Below are 20576 nucleotides of genomic sequence, written 5' to 3' on the forward strand. Positions count from 1 at the left end.
CAACAATCTATGCGAAAATAGCATTTTATTATGGTTATCTAGGTGGATAGGCAGCTAAATTAAATTGAATGTCATATTGTAGCTCTTCATCAAATGTCACATAATCCAGGTAAACCATTAATAATAAATAGCGCATACCAGTCTGAGGATCGCTAAGGATAAGATGATCACGACCAGCAGCTTCAATGACACCTTTAAAGATTTTTGCATTCCACTCTCGATTGTTTTCGAATGTCATATAAACAGTTGCGGTTTTTCCTCGATTCAGACGCAAAATATTTTCAATGTACGACTCTTCTATTGGCAACATCCCTGGAATGTTTTGTGCAGAACCCTGTTGTTGTTGTTGTGGAAATGGTTGACCAGGTTGTTGACCATTTTGACCAGGATAAGGATATGTACCGTATGGCTGATAACCCATTCCTTGTTGCATTTGCATTGGCATAGGTTGAGGCTGAGCACTTTGTACCCCTTGTACACCGGGCATTCCTTGCATGTCAAATCCGTATGGTTGTGGTTGAACTTGATTCTTTTTGTTAGCCATGTAAAACCCTCCTCAAAATTGATAAAAATGATTGGGTTGGAGATTAAAAGCAGTATGACGTACCCTTTTGCAAAAAACCTTTTGATTTTTGATAAGTTGTAGCCCCTTAAAAAAAGTGATGATTATTACTATTAAAACAGAGACAGCTTCAATGACTCCTACTCATTCATACGTATGTAATAAAGGAGAAAATAATGACCTATTTTATCTGAAGAATTAACTGTCCGAGGATCGTTCATATAAAAAAGAAGGGATTTCTGTGGAGTATGACTCAGTTTGGTACAAATCAAAGTTATAAAAATCTACAAAATAAAAAACTGACAAGTATCGTTGCATCCCTCTATCGAGAACTTCACGGTACTTATCAGTTTATTAAAGTTTTTAAAATAAGGTTTTCTAGTTCACATAAAGGAATGAATTTAGTTTAGACGCACTTAATAGATTTCCAACAAAGAATGAACCGAATTCTCCGTAGCGTGCACTTACTTCATCAAAACGCATTTCATAAACGAGCTTTTTGAATTGGATAACATCATCTGAAAATAGAGTGACTCCCCATTCGTAATCATCAAATCCAACTGAACCAGAGATAATTTGCTTCACTTTACCTGCATAAGAACGGCCGATTAACCCGTGGCTCTTCATTAAATCACGACGTTCTTCCATTGGAAGTGAGTACCAGTTATCATTTCCTTGGCGACGTTTATCCATTGGGTAAAAGCATGAGTACTTAGATTGAGGAAGCTTTGGATATAACCTAGAACGAACATGCGGATTCTGATAAGGATCCTCATTGCTTTCACCAGCTAAATAATTGCTAAGCTCTACTACAGAAACGTAAGAATAAGAAGGGACAGTGAATTCTGCGAGCTTTGTTTTATTAAACTCAAGCTCTATCGCATTTAGTTCTTCCATGGTCGGACGTAAAATCATCAACATGAAGTCTGCCTTTTGCCCAACAATCGAATAAAGACTGTGGCTACCTTGATCAGAGTCCTCTGTTACATTCCATTTTTCAAGAAGACCTAAAAATTCATGGATGACAGCTTGGCGCTCATCACTTGTTAATAGCTTCCATGCTGACCAATCGATTGAGCGGAAATCATGTAAACAAAACCATCCTTCTAGTGTTTGTGCTGCTTCACTCATTTATATTCACTCCTATTAATTAATTGGCTCTTTTCTAAAAGTTTGTTGCTTATAACTTATAAAAATCGGCTTTTGGATTTTTATCGTACTCCTTTAAACAAATTTAAGAGAAAGGACTAGGTATATAAGCGAAAGGAGCACGACGATAGTCTATATCCGTCAAGTAAAGTTATATACGAAAAACAACAATCATCTATTGCGAAACAGCCATTCGTTATGTACACATTTACTATATCATAGTTTGTCCATTCAACCCTGTGAATAAAACTTGAACAAATGTAATTTAATCTTCATACATTTAATTCGCCATGTTTATAAGGAAGCGACGTTTTAATTCACTTTTTTTACTAGGGATAGATGTGAAAAAGTGGTGTAACTTAACTAGATGTAGGGAAACAGATAATTGTAAGAAACCTACATAAAATCTCAAGGTTAAATAGTTAGTTTATTTAGAAAGTAAAGACTTTTATCTGTAAGCGTTATTATCTGTTTGTATAGTTTGAAATTGCCTATAAGTGGAGTATCCTTAAAGAAAGAGGCAATATACATATAATTCTAGGAGGTTTTTTTGTGTCAGATTTATTTACGACATTAACAGAAAAAGTGAGCGGACAGAATGTTAAGATTGTTTTTCCAGAAGGATTAGATGAGAGAATCTTAACGGCTGTCAATCGATTAGCTAGTGAAGGAGTTATTCAACCAATTCTAATCGGTAATGAACAGCAAATTACCAATAAAGCGAAAGAATCGAACTTAACATTAGATGGTGTTGAGATCTATGATCCTCATACGTATGCTGCTATGGATGAGCTAGTTGCGGCATTTGTTGAACGTCGTAAAGGAAAAGCAACAGAAGAGGATGCTAGAAAAATTCTCTTAGATGAAAATTATTTTGGGACAATGCTTGTCTACCTTGAAAAGGCACACGGACTTGTGAGTGGTGCAGCGCATTCTACTGCTGATACTGTACGTCCAGCACTGCAAATTATTAAAACAAAAGAAGGAATTAAAAAGACTTCTGGCGTGTTTATTATGGTGCGCGAAGATGAGAAATATGTGTTTGCTGACTGTGCAATCAATATCTCACCAGATAGTCAAGATCTCGCAGAAATCGCAATTGCTAGTGCAGAAACAGCAGACATGTTCGGTATCGACCCACGTGTAGCATTATTAAGCTTTTCAACAAAAGGTTCTGCTAAATCGCCTGAAACAGAAAAAGTAGCAGAAGCTGTCCAAATTGCCAAAAAGTTAGCTCCAAATTTAGTATTGGACGGTGAATTCCAATTCGACGCAGCTTTTGTTCCATCAGTTGCTGAAAAGAAAGCACCAGATTCAGTCATTAAAGGTGATGCGAACGTATTCGTATTCCCAAGTCTAGAATCGGGAAACATTGGTTATAAAATTGCGCAACGCTTAGGTAACTTCGATGCGGTTGGCCCAATTTTACAAGGACTAAATAAACCTGTAAATGACTTGTCTCGTGGTTGTAACGCAGAAGATGTTTATAAATTAGCCATTATTACTGCTGCACAAGCGTAATTTTTGAGTGGGACTGACTTAATGTCAGTTCTTTTTTTGGGTTAATGGGATCATGCTATAATAGATATGAAAAAATAATGATAAAAAAGATATCAAGAGGAGTAATCGTGTATGAATCTATCTTCAGAACAATCGTTAATAAACCAAAAGCAATGGCGTTTTATTGATCATTCTAGTTTGGGGACCCAGTTTGATGCTAAGCAGTCGTTTGCAATGGATGATACCTTGTGTACGAGTGTTGGGTTGGCAGAGTCACCTGCAACTGTAAGAACATGGGTGCATCATAACACGATTGTCCTTGGGATTCAGGATACGAAGTTGCCTTTTCTTAAAGATGGTGTGCGTCTTTTACAGAGTAGAGGCTATCATGTGATGGTTAGAAACTCTGGTGGACTTGCCGTTGTTTTGGATCAGAATGTCTTAAATATTTCGCTTGTTTTCCCAGATAATGAAAAGGGGATAAACATTAATCGTGGGTATGATGCGATGCTTGATTTGATGAAAGAGATGCTATTTGAGTACAATGTGGAGATTGAGGCCCGTGAAATTGTTGGATCCTATTGCCCAGGAAGCTATGATTTAAGCATTGCCGGGAAAAAGTTTGCAGGTATTTCACAACGGAGACTTCGAAAAGGAATTGCCGTGCAAATTTATCTATGTGTGTCTGGGAGCGGTGAGGAACGTGCAGAATTGATTGGTCAATTCTATCAAAGCGGCCACAAAAATCAACAAACCAAATATGTATTCCCAACGATAGTACCTGAAACGATGGCATCATTGAGTGATCTTCTTCAGGTTGAATTGACAGTTGAATCCCTATTATTCAAACTATTAACAACTCTGAAGAATCATAGTCAGCAATTGATACCCTCATCGTTAACGGTAGATGAGCAACTGCTGTTTCAGCATAATTTAGCAAGAATGACTGATCGTAATGAAAAGGTATTTGTTGAAATGGACTAACTAATTCTAGTAAGTTTCGGATAGTCCCAACAAAAACAACCTGTAATGTGTCCACATTACTACTTAGATCCTTTATCATCCACTTCTGCTAATCGTTCTAGTATTCTTCTTTTTCGATAAAGCATAATCGCAGTCTCTGCCATATCATGGATCATAGATCGGTTTGTGAGGGCTCCAAAAACCATTCCTGCCACTGGCACCATTTGTAAGAGTTTTTTCCAGCCAAATTGATCACGATAGGTGTAAACAACCTCACGCCAACCTTGGAGCTGGGAGACCATCTCATTGCTTTTAGATTCATCGTTCTCATAAAAGGTTGATAATTCATTTAAGATCGCTTGCTTTCCCACCACATCTGCTGATGAAAATTGCAGGCATTTGACGATGAAAATTCGCTCATCGCGATCATTTGGATTATAGCCATATGCGATGGCGATTTCCTGTAGTGTTTTTAAGGAAAGTCCTAGTAACACAGGAATATCTACGGCCAACGTGAAAATTCCTCCAAACCCTGTTGTTGCCCCTTGTATGGTTGCTAGCTGACTCCGGTTTGTTTTTAATTCATGGCCAACAGTATCCATCGTTGAGATTGGCAGGCTAGAAACATCGGATAATGTGAGATCTTCCATTTCGGTATGCTTCCGTAGTTTTGATAAAATGGCTTTTTCTTGAGTCAAATACTTTCCACCAGTTTGGACAAAGGATCCTAGTTCATCTAGTAAAACACCAATTTTCTTTTGAATAAAAGCAGGAGTTACTTTATCTAATAGCTTAAAAGGAAGTCTCCCTAGTTTTTCCCAAATCCATAGGCCATTCTGATCTTGTTCCCACTTTTCAATTCCTTGTAATTCGGTTTGTAACCACTTTCTTGTCTCCATGTATTCCCAACCTTTTTTATTTAATTCTGTTCCGTTATCAAATGGTTCTTTTTCTTAAAACGTTTGCATTTTCTTGTTGATATCTCTTAGTACGTATAAAAATCAAATAGGTTCCTAAAAATTTACGTCTGTGTATCGGAATATAGGGAAAGGGGTTCGCGTTTTCGTTTATGTCCACTCTATGAAAAAAAGACGTGGGATCCTTCTCACGTCTTAGGAAATACTAGATTACTTTATTGGTTTTCTGTTATTCGGCCATTTTTTCTAGGTTCCCATTACGATCCATTTTAAAAGTGGTGGTTGATGAATGGTCTTCCTCATCGAATAATACTAGTTTTCTTGCGCGGTTCATGATTTTCATTAAGGTTTCATAATCTTCTTGGACTGTCACAGTGTCTTGTTCAAGTCTCGCAACCTTTTTAGCTAACTCTTCATTTTGTTGAGCTAAATCGTGATTTTCACGTTTAAGTCGTTTGTTTTCACTCATTAATGCTTCTGAATATTCATTGTTCGATTTATATGAATGTAAGAATGCTATAACTTGATCCATAGATAAAGTGTTAGGAGAAACTCGTTGTTTTTGTACACTTGGAATAGTGGGTGCTACTGTTTCTCGTATTTCATGATTCAAGTTTGTAGATACATCCTCGTCATCGGGCATTACTTCTGCCATATGATTCTCTAAAGCTGACAACATTGTTCGTTCTTCTTCCTCATCAAAATCAACAGAATTAGTAGGAACAACATCTGGTGAATAGAGTAGCTGTTTTTTTACAGGTTGTCCTTTTCCTAATGCTCTCATTCGTTGTTTCCGTTGCTTTTTAGCTAACTGTAGAGCCTTTTCATAATCATGGCGTACAACTGCATTCCAGCGGAAACCACATGCTGCTGAGGTGCGATTCAACTTGTCTCCTACCTCTTCAAAGGCATTTAATTGGGTGCTTCCTTCGCGTACATGTCGTAAAACAGTTTCTGCTAGTAATAAATCATTCTCTTCAGACCAAGCATCTTGTCGTTGTTTCATATTTTTCCAACTCCCTATTTAAATAATTTATGTTATTGACTATTAGTAAGCATGGACAAGTAATTGGGGTTTTATACAAAATTTCTTAAGAGGATAGTAGACTTTTCTCTTAAGTATGGCTATAAAAAGAGTTGCATGTACTGTCGTTGACATTTCTGTTAGTTTTGAGAAATTAGTAGGAATAAATTCAATTGGTTTTAGTCCAAATCATCCCCTATTTGCTTACTTGCAATGAAATTGGATAAAGAGTAAAATGTTTTTTAGTGTAAATGGCAGATTAAACAACTTTTATATGAGTATAGAAGAGTTTTAACTTATCTTTTCCAATAGAGAAAGCAAAGTTTTAAATAGTAGAAAGGACTTGTACCTATGGCAAATGAATTTAGAATTTGTGATGATTGCCAAGCAACAAACTGTAATACGCTAGTTCCTCGTTTGAAAAAAATAGATTCAGAAGCAGAGATTGATATTGCCTGCCAATCTTATTGTGGCCCAGGGAGAAAGAAATCATTCGCTTTTGTCAATAATCGACCTTTGTCTGCACTAACTGAAGATGAATTAATTGAAAAAATTATAAAAAAGGTTACAAAATAAAATCACCCTTGATAATCAATGCAATGGTGATTTTTTATTTCGTTTTTTGACAGCTCATCGGCAAGTTTTCCTTCGTTTCAATGATTTACGGTATAAAAGTAGTTTAGATATCGTTATAATAGAGGGGAAATTACGTCAACTGTTATGAAGTACTAGTAGAGTTCTATTTATTGAAAGGACCTAAGATTTGGAAGGTTATTTTGAACTTGCTAGAATAAATAGAGATAAGTCAGAACGGAAGAGGGAAGACAATGAAAAATGGGAAGTTGTCTGAAGAGAAAGTTTTTAAAGATCCCGTTCACCGCTATATACATGTTCGTGATACGCTCATTTGGGATCTAATTGGAACAAAAGAATTTCAACGACTAAGAAGAATACGTCAGCTAGGAACATCATTTTTAACGTTTCATGGTGCTGAGCATAGTCGATTTAACCATTCGTTAGGAGTCTATGAAATTGTTAGACGGATTGTAGATGATGTCTTTAAAGGTCGTCCAGAATGGGATGATGAAGAAAGGCTTCTCTGTCTTTGTGCGGCTTTATTACATGATTTAGGACATGGTCCATTTTCACATTCATTTGAAAAGGTGTTCCATCTTGATCATGAGGATTTTACACAGATGATTATTCTTGGGGATACAGAAGTTCATTCGGTCCTTAAAAATAATGGGAGTGATTTTCCTAAAAAGGTTGCCGAAGTTATTGCCAAAACCTATAAAAACAAACAGGTTGTTAGTTTAATATCTAGTCAGATTGATGCCGATCGGATGGATTATTTGCAGCGTGATGCTTATTATACAGGGGTCAGTTACGGCCATTTTGATATGGAGCGAATCTTGAGGGTGATGCGACCACGTGAAGATCAGGTTGTCATTAAGAGTAGCGGTATGCATGCAGTAGAGGATTATATTATGAGTCGTTATCAAATGTACTGGCAAGTCTATTTTCATCCAGTAACACGAAGTGCCGAAGTCATTCTTACTAAGATCCTTCATCGTGCTAAATATTTACACCAACAATTCTATTCCTTTAAGTTTAATCCCGTTCATTTTTATTCATTATTTGAAGATGAAATTACATTAGCTGACTACTTGAAGCTAGACGAATCGGTTATTTTATTCTATTTTCAGGCATGGCAGGATGAGGAAGATTCAATTTTGAGTGATTTATGTCGCCGCTTTATGAATCGGCAATTGTTCAAATACGTTGAGTTTAATCCAAACTTACAAATGATGACATTAATTGAACTTACCGCGTTATTTAAGAAGGCTGGTATTGATCCCGATTATTACCTAGTTGTCGATTCTTCTTCAGACCTTCCATATGATTTTTACCGTCCTGGTGAAGAGGAGGAGCGTTTACCGATCCATTTACTGACATCAAACGGAGATCTAAAGGAGCTATCAAGACAATCTGAAATTGTTGATGCCATCTCTGGGAAAAGACGAACAGACCATAAATTGTATTTTCCACTTGATATAATTGAAGATTTCTCTACGAAACGAACAGCGAAAAAGAAGATTCTAGAATTATTGATGCCAACGAAGAACTAGAGTTTAGTCGAACGGTAATTTAAATAGAGAAGAATTAAACCTTGGACAAAGAAAGAGTTAGGAGATGACGGGGCTTTGATGAAAGAACATGCTAAGCTGATGAAGGTTATCTCATCGGCTGGGGAAATCATTGGTCGGAAAAAACTACAAAAGATGATCTATATTGCAAAGAAGGTAAATCTACCTTTTTATGAAAAATATAATTTTCACTTTTATGGACCTTATTCTGAGGAATTAACCCTTCGAATTGAAGAGCTATGCAACTTAGGATTCATCGAAGAGGTTCATGAGAAAAAGGGTGGCTATTTTCAATACCGGTATTCACTAACTGAGAGCGGGAGTGAATTTCTAGGCCATTATGATATAGAATTGCCGCCACTTAAAGACTGTATGATGGATTTAAATGAACAGAGCTCAAGGTTCTTGGAGCTTGTTTCAACCGTCTTATATTTTGAAGGCTTAGAACGACTTGAAGTGAAAGAGAAGGTATTTACGTTAAAGAGTAAGCAGCGTTATACTGAAGATGAACTTGATGGAGCTTATCAATATATTGAAAAGATTAAAACGGTCGTAACAAAAGAGCTCGCCAATCATTAAGATGGCGAGCCTTTCTTCCATTTGAAGAGCAAGTACTATTCGTTGTCACTTAGTCTTTTTCCACCAACAGCATAGTGATTTTTCGCCATTTCTTCAATAAAGACAGCGATTTTTTCAGAAGGAGCACCAGTTGTTTCAGATACAGCAGCAGTTACTTTTTCAACTAATGCCCTTTTTTGATCTTCTGTTCTACCTTCAAGCATTTTAACGGTTACGTATGGCATTCTGTTCCCTCCCTTATGTAAAAGTTAGGCTGGTTACTAAATGAATGCTCTTTTCGACTAGTTATTGAGTCGTATTCTTTTGAAGTTTCTATTAATAGCGTAATAAAAGTGTACAAACCAACAAACTTTTAGAAAAGAGCCTAGAGTAAAAAATACAATGATAGCCTGTAAATATAGTATACTTTAAGCAAGTAAGTTTGCATAACATGATAAGCTAGTTATAGGTGTTAAATATGGAAGCACTAGATTAACGGTTCTTCCAGAACTATAATATTAAGTAGAACCTTAACAGTCTAAAGGAGCGAAAGATGGACAATTTAAACGTAGAGAGTTTTTTAGCATTCCCTCTAGAAATGATTCCATATGTCATCATAACTTTAATGGTTGCCTTCACGATTCATGAGTTTGCGCATGCGTATGTGGCATATAAATTTGGTGATCCAACCGCAAAGAGACAAGGGAGATTAACACTTTCTCCATTGGCACATCTAGATCCATTTGGTACGATCCTTATTTTTATTGCAGGATTTGGGTGGGCAAAACCTGTTCCTGTTAATCGCTATTTTTTCAAAAATCCTCGTTTAGCGGGTGTGCTTGTTTCGGTTGCAGGGCCAGTAAGTAACTTGGTGATTGCTTTTCTAGGAACGCTGATATGGTATATTCTTTTATCAACAAATGTATTAACTGGATTACCAAGCATCTATATAAATGGGCTCCAGGACTTTTTCAATATATTTGTGTCGCTTAATGTGATGCTGTTTATTTTTAATTTACTACCATTTCCACCGCTAGATGGGTACAGAATAATTGAGGATCTAGTTCCTGTCCATGTCCGTGCTAAAATGACTCAATATGAGAGCTATGGAATTATCCTTTTTCTAATACTCGTTATTACACCACTAGATATGTACACAATTCAACCGATCTTTGCAGTAGGTAGGGATGTAGTGATGAATGTATTTCACTTTTTATTAAGTCCGATTATGTAAGCTCTTTTCCTGAAAAGTACAAGATGACAGGTTATATACGTAAAACAGCCATTATATAGGAGTAAATCTGAAGGAGGTTCTAAAAATGGAACAGAATAATAAAAAGAAAAAGAGTATTGGTTTTAATATCATTAAAAATGACCCAACCGATGGTCATGGTGGTTTTGGAATAGGTGCACTTAGTCTTGATAATGTATCACCAGTATTTATTGATATTGATGAAGGTGAGGCTTTTGTTGATATTGGTGCGATGCATGCAAGAAGTGTTGTAGAAAAGGGAATCAAATTCCTGAAAACAAAAGAAGAGGTACCAAATGGTAAGCCATATTGGCTAGTTTGGGTCACTATTGACCGCAAAGAAGAGGGCTCTTATTATGCTGGTGTTACTGCATGTGAAATGACGGTTGATCGTGAAATAAGACGAGGTTACAAATCACTCCCAGAACACGTAAACCGGATGGACAAATCAATGAAACGCCATATTATTGTTGAGCATATGGATGACCGTTCAAAAGACATCCTCTGTTCATATTTGAAAAAGCACGATAAACAAATGTGGGAACTATCCGAACAAAAATTAAAAGATGATTTACATACGAACTAAATTATGGCGATAGTGTGACATTTTCGTGAACAAAAGGGTAAATTCTTGTGAAATTGCTGTGAAATATGTAGACTAGGAATAGAATTATAAAGCTAGGACACGAAAAACCCCGGACAATTATGTTCGGGGTTTTTTGTAAGGAAAAAGCGATCTTCTTTTTCTTACCAACTAAATATCCTTTCAATCCAACTTCTTTCTTCTTCCTCTTTTTCATCTGAAGGGTTTTCTGCTTTTTCTTCCGTTTCTTTCGGGTGCTCTTCACAGTATTCTGTGGGTTCTGTACCTTCTATATAGTAGGTTAGCCGTTTGACTGGACAGTTGTCGGTGGCTAGTTTTCCGGTTGCTGGGTTGATGTAGACCCCTGTTACGCCGTCGGGTGGGCGGAATGCTTTGACTGATTGTTTTTCTAGTGATTGTTCCATGAATGATGCCCATATTTTTTTTGCGTAGCTTCGTTCTTGTACAAGGTCGATTGTTTTTCCTTTATCATAGCCTGTCCATACGCCTACTGCTAGTTGTGGGGAGAGGCCAATCATCCAGCTGTCTGTTGAGGTTGTCCCTGATTTCCCTGCGTAATCCCTTGTGAGAGTATTGGCGATGCTATTTCCTGTCACAGAGGTGTAATCATTTAGTGATTGATCAAACATACCAGACATCATATGTGTTGTGACAAAGGCTGCTTGTTCATCTAGGATCTGCTCATTTTTGCGGGGTGCTTGATAGATGACCTCGCCATTAGCTGATTCAATTTTTGAAACAAAGGTCGGTTCAATTTGTTTTCCACCATTGCCTAGTATGCCGTACGCATTAACAAGATCAACTAATCGAACAGGTGACGTCCCTAATGCAGTAGAAGGGACTTTTTTCATTTTCGCATGGAGCCCGAATTGTTCGCCGGTCTTTACAAGCTTATCCATGCCAAGGAGCATATGGGTTTTGACGGCATAGATATTATCTGACAAGGCGATTGCTTGAAGCAATGTAATAAAGTCATTGGCGTAGTAATCGTTATAGTTACTCGGTTTATAGGTTGCCTTTCCATCGTCGTAATCAAAAGAAGTTGGTTCACTTATCATCGGTGTTGATGGTGTAAAACCATTTTTAATAGCTGTGTAATACAATAATGGTTTTATTGATGATCCTGGCTGTCTATTCGCCTGTGTTGCTCGATTGAAGGGACTTTTCTCATAATCACGGCCCCCGATTAGCGCCTTTACGAATCCTGTCTTAGGTTCAATTGCAACAAATCCAGCTTGAATCTCTGACTTCATATCCACGGTGTTGTTGATAAGATCTTCCGCTATTTCTTGCATGCGTGGATCTAGTGTCGTATAAATTTTTAATCCCTTTGTTTGAATCGCATCCTGGTCAATTTTTAGTAGGTTTGCTACTGAGCTCATGACGGCATCTTGAAAGTAGGGTGCAGTCCCCTTGTTTACCTTATCAACGCGTTTTTTAAAAATAAGCTTTTCACTTAACGCATCGTCTAATTGCTTTTGAGTAATATAGCCTTCCTGTTCCATTGATTTCAAAATGATCGATTGTCGATTCTCAGCCCGCTTAGTATTTACATACGGAGAATATAAATTAGGGCCTTTGGGTATGCCAGAAAGCAATGCGGATTCGGCGAGTGTTAACTGACTTGCGCTCTTACTAAAATAGTATTTAGCAGCTGCCTCGATTCCATAGACACCATGACCATAATAAATCGTATTTAAATAACCTTCGACAATCTCATCCTTACTATAATTTTGCTCCAGACGTATTGTGTAAAAGGCTTCTGTAGCCTTTCTTTTCCATGTTTTATCGTGCTCTAAAAAGAGATTACGAGCATATTGTTGTGTGATTGTACTGGCACCTTGGACTTTGGCCATTGCTTTTAAGTCTGCTAAAGCGGCGCCAACAATCCGTTTATAGTCAAAACCATGATGGTCATAAAAACTACGATCCTCAATAGCAATGGTTGCTTGAAGGACATAATCAGATATCTCATCTAAATTCACCCAATAACGGGTTTGTCCATTATGGTATTCACCAATTTTTGATCCATCATCTGCATAAATGAGCGTTGATTGTGGAACCGTTAATGAAGGAGGACCCTGCCATTTCGCATATAAAACAATACTAAGAATAATCGAAGAAAATAGCACTAATAATAGTAAACTAATAAAGGTAATCGCACGAATGGTTTTCAAGGTAATCCGAATTCGTTTAGGTGTGATTGCATCCATCTTGTTCACCTCCGTTATAGATAGACTGTTTTCGCACAAGTATACTGTTAGCCATTATGAGTTCTTTTGGTGCTTTTTAAACATTTCAATAAAAAATCTCTAGTTTTTCCTTGCAATTTTGCTAGATTCATCTATACTTTTTTTAGGTTTGCATGCATAAGCGAAAGCTGTAGGTAGATGTCAAATCCTATCAAAATCGAATAAAATTTTCCGGGATGATCTAGCATCTACCGGTTAAAATAAGAAAACAAGCTAAATACAGGAATACTTCCCCTTTAGGTTTGACCAAGAGGCTAAAGGATAAATGTATGTATAGTAGAAGCTTTAGGTTGAAAGGATGGTTTACAGATGAGTGAATTATGGTATACCGAGAAACAAACAAAGAATTTTGGAATTACGTTGAAAGTTAAACAAACGTTACATACTGAACAGACAGATTTTCAATACTTAGAAATGGTTGAAACAGAGGAATTCGGTAACATGCTTTTCTTAGATGGAATGGTGATGACCTCTCAAAAGGATGAATTTGTTTATCATGAGATGGTTGCACATGTTCCATTGTTTACACATCCAAACCCTGAAAACGTACTTGTTGTTGGCGGTGGCGATGGTGGTGTAATCCGTGAAGTGTTAAAGCATCCGAGCGTAAAAAAAGCTACACTAGTTGATATAGATGGTAAGGTTATAGAGTATTCTAAGAAATTCCTTCCTGAAATTGCAGGTAAGCTTGATGATCCACGAGTGGATGTAAAAGTAGGAGATGGCTTCCTTCACATAGCTGAAAGTGAAAATGAATATGATGTGATTATGGTTGATTCAACTGAACCAGTTGGCCCTGCGGTTAACTTGTTTACTAAAGGCTTCTATGCAGGAATCTCAAAAGCACTTAAAGAAGATGGCATCTTCGTCGCGCAAACGGACAACCCTTGGTTTACACCAGAGCTAATCACAAATGTTCAACGTGATGTAAAAGAAATCTTTCCAATTACACGTCTATACACAGCGAACATTCCAACTTACCCAAGCGGTTTATGGACGTTCACAATCGGTTCAAAGAAATACGATCCATTAGAAGTAAGTGAAGATCGTTTCCATGAGATTGAATCGAAGTATTACACAAAAGAATTACACAAGGCATGCTTTGTTTTACCGAAGTTTGTAAGTGATTTAATTAAATAAACGAATAGACAGATCAAAGTGAGGGAACATTCTCTCACTTTTTTACGAGGAGGAAAAAAGATGAAATTTGATGAAGCATATTCAGGGAATGTATTTATCAAAAGTCACCCTAGTTATGAGGAAAGTGAAGCGGTAATCTACGGGATGCCAATGGATTGGACAGTAAGCTATAGACCGGGTTCTCGTTTTGGTCCGGCCCGTATTCGTGAGGTTTCGATCGGATTAGAAGAATACAGTGCATATTTAGATCGTGAATTAGAAGAAGTAAAATATTTTGATGCTGGAGACATTCCACTTCCATTTGGTAATCCGCAGAGAAGTATTGAAGAAATTGAGAAGTACATCGACCAATTACTTGCAGATGGAAAATACCCACTAGGTATGGGCGGAGAGCATTTAGTATCATGGCCAGTTATGAAAGCTGTGTACAAAAAATACCCAGACTTAGCGATTATCCATATGGATGCTCATACCGATCTACGTGATGAATATGAGGGCGAAGTGTTATCACATTCAACACCAATTAAAAAAATTGCAAACTTAATTGGACCTTCGAATGTTTATTCATTTGGAATCCGTTCTGGAATGAAGGAAGAATTTCAGTGGGCAAAGGAAAATGGCATGCACATCGCAAAATTTGAAGTGCTGGAGCCTTTAAAAGAAATACTACCAAAGCTTGCAGGTCGTCCTGTCTACATCACAATAGATATTGATGTGTTAGACCCTGCCCATGCCCCAGGCACAGGTACCGTTGACGCTGGTGGAATTACATCAAAGGAGCTTCTTGCCTCTATTCATGAAATTGCCAAATCAGACATCAAGGTTGTTGGTTCTGATTTAGTAGAGGTAGCCCCAATTTATGACCAATCAGAGCAAACCGCAAATACAGCTAGTAAAATTATTAGAGAAATGATCTTAGGCTGGGTACAAAAGAAAGACTAATCAAGCTGAAAAAATAGTGATGACTAGAAGGGTCTGACCACTCTAAATCCCAATACATAGTGCCTTATATTAGAAAGGGTTCTATATATTGTGATAGAGGTGGACGGACTCTTTTTTATAGGGAAAATTGAGTATCGGCGTGGAATTATTCGTTTGTAAGGCTCGTTTTTAGTCCAATGATAGATATTAGCATGTCAAAATAGTAGAAATGAGAAGAATTTTAAAGTGATAGAAAAGTAACCACAACAAATTTAAAAGGTGGAAATAGTGATGGTAGGAAAATATAACTATAAAATCAAAAAAGAAAATAGGACTTTAATCCCCATTTGTCGTATAATGAAATATGAAATTATTTTACTATTTTTTAGGAGTGAACATTATGGCAAAAGTGAAGCTGAAAAACACTGCAGGAGTTGTAAAAGAAGCAAAAGTAGGATTTTCATGGACAACTTTCTTCTTTGGTGGATGGGTGGCATTATTTAGAGGGCAATGGGGCGAAGTTCTTAAATGGTGGTTATTAAATCCTATCACTATAGGCATATGGGGTATTTGTCAATGTTGGACTGCAAATAAAAAACACGTTATTAGTTTGATAGAAAAAGGTTATGATCCAGCATCTGAAAATGATAGGAATTTATTAGTTCAGAGAAATATTGTTGCTTAATTTATAAAGCTTATTACTAACAGAAAACCTCTCCCATTAAGGAGTGGTTTTTTTGTGTATATTTCTATTAATAGTATTAAATCTTAATAAAAGAGATTTACAAAAGTGTCGGTACAAGTATAAGAGATACTTAAGTAACCATAATTGTGTTTTTGTGTAATTAAATAGAGAAAAAACTGTAAATAAAGGTGTAACTCATCCTTAAACTTTGTAACCTTCTAGTCAAATTCGTCATAACAAACACCATTCGAAAAACTGTCAATAGGAAAATAATACTGAGATATTGGATGAAATTCCATTTTATTGAAATGAATTAATTTCTCTTAATTAGGGATATGTAATCTATTAAGTCTAGTTAAACCCTTACCAATAGTAACGTCACAGTAGCTAGAGATTGAATAAAGTTATATGACCTTATCCAGGCTGTTAAATCCTTCCTCAAATATTACAAAAAAAGGCATGGTACGATAGCTTCGTAGCAAGCAAACAATAGGGAGGATGAACCGAATGAAGAAAAAAATGATCGCATCGGTCGTTATGGGGGCTGCCCTATTAATGGCCAATCCAACTGCAGATAAAGCAGATGCTGCTTCAAATTCAACTGATTCACAAGTGAAGATGTATGAATACAAGTTTAGTAAAGTAGAAGTTGAGCAGTTTAAACAAAAATTAGAGAAATACCTAGAAACGCATATGAATCAGAAGTCAACAAGTCAATCATCTAAGGTACAGACACCGAAAGAGGATGCAACGACTACTAAACAACCAGTAGCCAAGCAACCTACTGAGCAACAGCCTGCACAAACAAGCAAAGAAACAACAGATCAGGCAGCTTACAAATTAAGTGAGTATGAACAACAAGTAGTGGATCTAACAAATCAAGAACGTGCTAAAAGTGGATTGCCTGCATTGAAGGCAGATCTTGAATTAAGTAAAGTTGCTCGTGAAAAGTCACTTGATATGCAGAAAAATAACTACTTTTCACATACAAGTCCTACCTATGGTTCTCCATTTGATATGATGAAAAAATTTGGAATTACCTATAGAGCAGCGGGTGAAAACATTGCTATGGGCCAACGTTCACCAGAAGAAGTGGTCAATGGTTGGATGAACAGTGAAGGACACCGTAAAAATATCCTTAGCTCAAACTTCACTCATATAGGTGTAGGATATGTAGCAGAAGGTAATTATTGGACTCAACAGTTCATTGGAAAATAAGGAATCAACAGATAGAAAAAAGCGAGCAGTGACTAGAAGTATTCAGTCGCTGCTCGCTTTTTTTATAGTGAAATATTAGAAGTTTTGCATCGTTTGGTTTAACTCATCCGCTAACTCCGCTACTTTTGAAGCTGATTCGCCAATATCTGCTATAAGTCCAGAAAAGGCTTGAATGTCCTTGTTATTGCGTTCATTCTGTTCCGTACTAGAGTTGCTTGCAGAGAGAATTTTTTCAAAGCTTGATACCGTTTCGTTTACATTGTGATTGGCTGAAATCGCTTTAGAATCAACATCATTAATTTGTTGAACAACATTTTCAATTTGGTTAATCGTTGAACCAACCAATTCGGTAATGCTATTTGATGAGACCTTTGTTTGTTCAGCAAGTTTTCTTACTTCATCTGCTACGACTGAGAAGCCTTTGCCATGTTCGCCTGCTCTTGCTGCTTCAATCGCTGCATTTAATGCTAATAAATTGGTTTGGTCTGCAATCGAAGTGATCACAGCTACAATGTCACCAATTTCTTTAGACGTGGTCTCAAGTGAACCTATGCTGTTCTTGATGTGATTCACACTGTCCTTTAAAGAGATCGTTTGTTCAATAACGATATCTAATTGCTTTCTTCCAGTAAGAGAGCTTTCAGTTGTTAAAATAGAAGACTGTAATCCTTCATTTAGATTTTCCTTCATCAATTCTGATCGGTGAATAACATCCTCAACTGTGGCACCCGTTTCCTCTGACATCGCTGCCAAATCCTCTGTAATGACACCAATCGTTTCCTTTATTTCATGTTTCGCTTCAGCCGTTTTTTCCACAATGATTTGATTTTGGAGATCTTGAAGAGCGGAAAGGACCAATTGCATCTCTAAATTAAAGATCTTTGTAATAACTTTCATGGCAAGTTCATAACTTTCGATATCACTTGTATACTTTTCTTTGACAATATCGATGATATGATTCATTAAAATTTGATTCGTACTTAGATACCATTTAATTTCTACGCCGACCTTAACATAGAATCTACCTAAATTTTGTCTTTTTTTCGTGTAATCTTTGTCAATCACACCCGAAAATAAGTCAATGAGATACTGCTCTGAGGCTTGTTGTTTTACTCCTATGGAACTCATATCAAAAATTTTACTTATTCCTTCAAATGAATGGTTGTAAATAGGGTCATAAAATGCCCCGAAACGTTCCTGTATTAACGGTTGAAGTGCCTTTGCTACCGCAAGATCTTCAAGAGTTAGATTGATGAGCGAAAGTTGGAATTCTAAATCCTTATTTCCACCAGTATCCATTGATACGTTCTGCTTGCTTGCTAGTTCTGATAATGTCTCTATTTTAAGCTTCTTAGTGAACATGGCCATGTCTTATCCCTCATTTTCTTTGGTGCTATTATTACTTATATCGTCAGCTCTTTTATAAAATTAAGTAGATTTACTTACATAGCTAAAATAATATTCAAACAGGCACCTCTTGCTTAGTTTTAAATGGTTCTTTATACTAATAAAGTTAAGGAGCTTATTGAAAAGGGAGTGTCTACATGTCAGAAAGCACGCCTGTTCAAATACATGTTTTATCAACCATTCGGAATCAACACGATCAGGATGAAGAGACGATAGAAAATCGTACAACTGGAGAGTATCTTTTAAAGGGAAAAACGAGTTATTTGCGATATGAAGAGGAGCATGAGCTTGGGTTTGTGAAAACAACTGTTAAAATATCTCAAAAAGAGGTTGTTGTCATGCGTTCAGGTGCAGTTTCGATGAAACAACGCTTCATTGAAGGAATCCAAACGATGACAGACTATAACACACCCTTTGGAAAACTTCAGTTAGAAACAATGACCGAATCCCTATCATATAAAACAACGGACCGAGAAGGAACGCTTGCTGTTTTATATGGTTTGCAAATAGATGAGCAGGAAAAGCATGTACATAAATTATTGATCAATTTTAAGGAGGAACCAAAATGAATATCGTTGAACAAATGAAGGAGCAGCTAAAGGATGAAATCAAAGCAGCTGTTATTAAAGCAGGACTTGCAGAAGCAGCACAAGTTCCAGATGTTCTATTAGAACTACCAAAAGAAAAAGCACATGGAGATTATTCAACAAATATGGCGATGCAACTTGCTCGCGTTGCCAAAAAAGCTCCGCGCATGATCGCAGATGATATCATTGCGAATTTTGATTCAGCGAAAGCATCAATTGATAAAATTGAAATTGCTGGACCTGGGTTTATTAATTTTTATATGAATAATAGCTATTTAACGGATTTAATCCCGTCTATTTTAAAAGCAGGTGCTAGTTATGGTGAAACGAACATCGGCAATAATGAAAAGGTTCAGATCGAATTTGTTTCAGCTAACCCAACAGGTGATCTGCATCTAGGGCATGCTCGTGGTGCTGCAGTCGGTGATTCATTGAGCAATGTCTTGGCAAAAGCAGGCTACGATGTGTCACGGGAATACTATATCAATGATGCAGGGAATCAGATTAACAATCTCGCTCGCTCAATTGAAGCACGTTACCTACAAGCGTTAGGTGAAAACGCGGATATGCCGGAGGATGGCTATCATGGTGCAGATATTATAGGAATTGGTAAAAAACTTGCCGAGGAATTCGGAAATAAATTTGTTCAACAGGATAGTGATGAACGGTTAAGCTTCTTTAGAGAATATGGGCTAAAGTACGAAATGGGCAAATTGAAAGATGACCTTGATGAGTTCCGTGTTCCATTTGATGTCTGGTATTCAGAAACGTCTCTTTACCATAATGGGAAAATAGATGAGGCACTAGCGACATTAAAGGAAAAGGGCCATATTTATGAAGAAGAGGGAGCAACATGGTTTCGCTCGACAACCTTTGGTGATGACAAAGACCGCGTATTGATCAAAAAGGATGGCTCTTATACGTATTTAACACCGGATATTGCGTACCACAAGGACAAGCTCGATCGCGGCTTTACAAAATTAATTAACGTATGGGGAGCAGATCATCACGGTTATATTCCTCGTATGAAGGCGGCTATTGAGGCGCTTGGTTACAGTAAAGGAACACTTGAAGTTGAAATCATCCAGCTTGTTCACCTCTATAAAAATGGTGAAAAGATGAAAATGAGTAAGCGGACAGGTAAAGCTGTAACGATGAGGGATTTAATTGAAGAGGTTGGTCTTGATGCTGTTCGTTATTTCTTCGCGATGAGAAGTGCTGACACGCATATGGATTTTGACCTTGATTTAGCTGTTTCTAAGTCAAATGAAAATCCAGTCTACTATGCACAATATGCACATGCGCGTATTTGCAGCATGCTTCGTCAAGGAGACGAACAAGGATTATCATATGAAGGCAATATAAAACTAGACGAGATCACTTCAGAAAAGGAAATTGATCTGTTGAAGAAACTTGGTGAATTCCCTCAAGCAGTAACAGAAGCTGCTCAAAAGCGAATTCCACATCGAATTTCTAATTATATTTACGAATTAGCAACAACTTTGCACAGTTTCTACAATGCAGAAAAAGTATTAGACCCAGAAAATACCGAGAAAAGTCGGGCAAGACTTGGTTTAATGAAAGCTACACAAACGACTTTACAGAATGCTTTAACATTAATTGGTGTCTCAGCACCTGAAAAAATGTAGGGGAAGAGGACTCAGGTGAGATCAACCTGAGTCCCTTCGTT

At 37.0% G+C, this 20576-nt stretch carries 20 protein-coding genes; 13 read left to right on the plus strand and 7 right to left on the minus strand.

The window, feature by feature from the left end; translation table 11 throughout:
- Positions 1 to 34: 34 nt before the first annotated feature.
- Together gerQ and hemQ are read right to left on the minus strand one after the other, a co-directional pair.
- Positions 35 to 544 carry a spore coat protein GerQ gene (gerQ, locus tag AC6CHR_RS10760; protein WP_498248712.1) on the minus strand — a complete coding sequence of 170 codons (510 nt, stop codon included), beginning with the start codon at positions 542 to 544 and terminating at the stop codon, positions 35 to 37.
- A 396-nt stretch (positions 545 to 940) separates the two neighbouring features.
- A complete protein-coding gene (hemQ, locus tag AC6CHR_RS10765; protein WP_498248713.1) occupies positions 941 to 1693 on the minus strand; it encodes a hydrogen peroxide-dependent heme synthase in 753 nt (250 codons plus the stop codon).
- A 570-nt stretch (positions 1694 to 2263) separates the two neighbouring features.
- Between hemQ and pta the strand changes: the two genes are divergently transcribed.
- Entirely contained in the window at positions 2264 to 3232 is a 969-nt protein-coding gene (gene pta, locus AC6CHR_RS10770) for a phosphate acetyltransferase (RefSeq protein ID WP_498248714.1), read from the plus strand.
- Positions 3233 to 3343: 111 nt separating this feature from the next.
- Positions 3344 to 4195 (plus strand): octanoyl-[GcvH]:protein N-octanoyltransferase, encoded by an 852-nt coding sequence (gene lipL, locus AC6CHR_RS10775; protein ID WP_498248715.1) that lies wholly within the window; start codon positions 3344 to 3346, stop codon positions 4193 to 4195.
- A gap of 59 nt (positions 4196 to 4254) precedes the next feature.
- On the opposite strand, the gene AC6CHR_RS10780 is transcribed toward lipL, so the two are convergent.
- Together AC6CHR_RS10780 and AC6CHR_RS10785 are read right to left on the minus strand one after the other, a co-directional pair.
- The gene (locus tag AC6CHR_RS10780; protein WP_498248716.1) at positions 4255 to 5073 is read right to left on the minus strand and encodes an EcsC family protein; all 819 of its coding nucleotides are present in this window, start codon (positions 5071 to 5073) and stop codon (positions 4255 to 4257) included.
- A 247-nt stretch (positions 5074 to 5320) separates the two neighbouring features.
- Positions 5321 to 6097, minus strand: a complete 777-nt coding sequence (locus AC6CHR_RS10785; RefSeq protein WP_498248717.1) for an RsfA family transcriptional regulator — start codon at positions 6095 to 6097, stop codon at positions 5321 to 5323.
- A gap of 369 nt (positions 6098 to 6466) precedes the next feature.
- Between AC6CHR_RS10785 and AC6CHR_RS10790 the strand changes: the two genes are divergently transcribed.
- The 3 genes from AC6CHR_RS10790 (at position 6467) to AC6CHR_RS10800 (ending at position 8841) form a co-directional block, all read left to right on the plus strand.
- The gene (locus AC6CHR_RS10790) at positions 6467 to 6691 is read left to right on the plus strand and encodes a YuzB family protein (protein ID WP_498248718.1); all 225 of its coding nucleotides are present in this window, start codon (positions 6467 to 6469) and stop codon (positions 6689 to 6691) included.
- A 251-nt stretch (positions 6692 to 6942) separates the two neighbouring features.
- The gene (locus AC6CHR_RS10795) at positions 6943 to 8244 is read left to right on the plus strand and encodes an HD domain-containing protein (protein WP_498248719.1); all 1302 of its coding nucleotides are present in this window, start codon (positions 6943 to 6945) and stop codon (positions 8242 to 8244) included.
- Between the two features lie 75 nt (positions 8245 to 8319).
- Positions 8320 to 8841, plus strand: coding sequence for a YwgA family protein (locus tag AC6CHR_RS10800; RefSeq protein WP_498248720.1), 522 nt, complete (start codon positions 8320 to 8322; stop codon positions 8839 to 8841).
- 35 nt (positions 8842 to 8876) lie between these two features.
- Here the strand turns inward: AC6CHR_RS10800 and thmT are convergent, their stop codons facing one another.
- On the minus strand, positions 8877 to 9065 hold the full coding sequence (thmT, locus tag AC6CHR_RS10805) for a 2-hydroxymuconate tautomerase (protein ID WP_498248721.1): 189 nt from the start codon (positions 9063 to 9065) through the stop codon (positions 8877 to 8879).
- 308 nt (positions 9066 to 9373) lie between these two features.
- Here thmT and AC6CHR_RS10810 point away from each other — a divergent pair, with 308 nt between their 5' ends.
- Both AC6CHR_RS10810 and AC6CHR_RS10815 read left to right on the plus strand, forming a co-directional pair.
- Positions 9374 to 10054, plus strand: coding sequence for a site-2 protease family protein (locus AC6CHR_RS10810; RefSeq protein ID WP_498248722.1), 681 nt, complete (start codon positions 9374 to 9376; stop codon positions 10052 to 10054).
- 85 nt (positions 10055 to 10139) lie between these two features.
- A complete protein-coding gene (locus AC6CHR_RS10815; RefSeq protein WP_498248723.1) occupies positions 10140 to 10658 on the plus strand; it encodes a YwhD family protein in 519 nt (172 codons plus the stop codon).
- 161 nt (positions 10659 to 10819) lie between these two features.
- On the opposite strand, the gene AC6CHR_RS10820 is transcribed toward AC6CHR_RS10815, so the two are convergent.
- Positions 10820 to 12889 (minus strand): transglycosylase domain-containing protein, encoded by a 2070-nt coding sequence (locus AC6CHR_RS10820; protein ID WP_498248724.1) that lies wholly within the window; start codon positions 12887 to 12889, stop codon positions 10820 to 10822.
- A 348-nt stretch (positions 12890 to 13237) separates the two neighbouring features.
- Between AC6CHR_RS10820 and speE the strand changes: the two genes are divergently transcribed.
- From speE to AC6CHR_RS10840, 4 genes are all read left to right on the plus strand, one after another.
- Positions 13238 to 14068, plus strand: a complete 831-nt coding sequence (gene speE / locus AC6CHR_RS10825) for a spermidine synthase (protein ID WP_498248725.1) — start codon at positions 13238 to 13240, stop codon at positions 14066 to 14068.
- A 60-nt stretch (positions 14069 to 14128) separates the two neighbouring features.
- Positions 14129 to 15010 (plus strand): agmatinase, encoded by an 882-nt coding sequence (speB, locus tag AC6CHR_RS10830; protein WP_498248726.1) that lies wholly within the window; start codon positions 14129 to 14131, stop codon positions 15008 to 15010.
- 379 nt (positions 15011 to 15389) lie between these two features.
- Entirely contained in the window at positions 15390 to 15674 is a 285-nt protein-coding gene (locus tag AC6CHR_RS10835; RefSeq protein ID WP_498248728.1) for a hypothetical protein, read from the plus strand.
- Positions 15675 to 16181: 507 nt separating this feature from the next.
- Positions 16182 to 16892, plus strand: coding sequence for a CAP domain-containing protein (locus tag AC6CHR_RS10840; protein ID WP_498248729.1), 711 nt, complete (start codon positions 16182 to 16184; stop codon positions 16890 to 16892).
- Between the two features lie 75 nt (positions 16893 to 16967).
- On the opposite strand, the gene AC6CHR_RS10845 is transcribed toward AC6CHR_RS10840, so the two are convergent.
- Positions 16968 to 18260, minus strand: a complete 1293-nt coding sequence (locus AC6CHR_RS10845) for a methyl-accepting chemotaxis protein (protein WP_498248730.1) — start codon at positions 18258 to 18260, stop codon at positions 16968 to 16970.
- 176 nt (positions 18261 to 18436) lie between these two features.
- Here AC6CHR_RS10845 and AC6CHR_RS10850 point away from each other — a divergent pair, with 176 nt between their 5' ends.
- Both AC6CHR_RS10850 and argS read left to right on the plus strand, forming a co-directional pair.
- Positions 18437 to 18868: a YwiB family protein gene (locus AC6CHR_RS10850; protein WP_498248731.1), complete on the plus strand. Its 432-nt coding sequence runs from the start codon at positions 18437 to 18439 to the stop codon at positions 18866 to 18868.
- Positions 18865 to 20535, plus strand: a complete 1671-nt coding sequence (argS, locus tag AC6CHR_RS10855) for an arginine--tRNA ligase (protein WP_498248732.1) — start codon at positions 18865 to 18867, stop codon at positions 20533 to 20535. The genes AC6CHR_RS10850 and argS overlap by 4 nt, the downstream gene beginning before the upstream one ends.
- Positions 20536 to 20576 lie beyond the last annotated feature (41 nt).

The organism is Metabacillus sp. GQ13 (assembly GCF_059758525.1).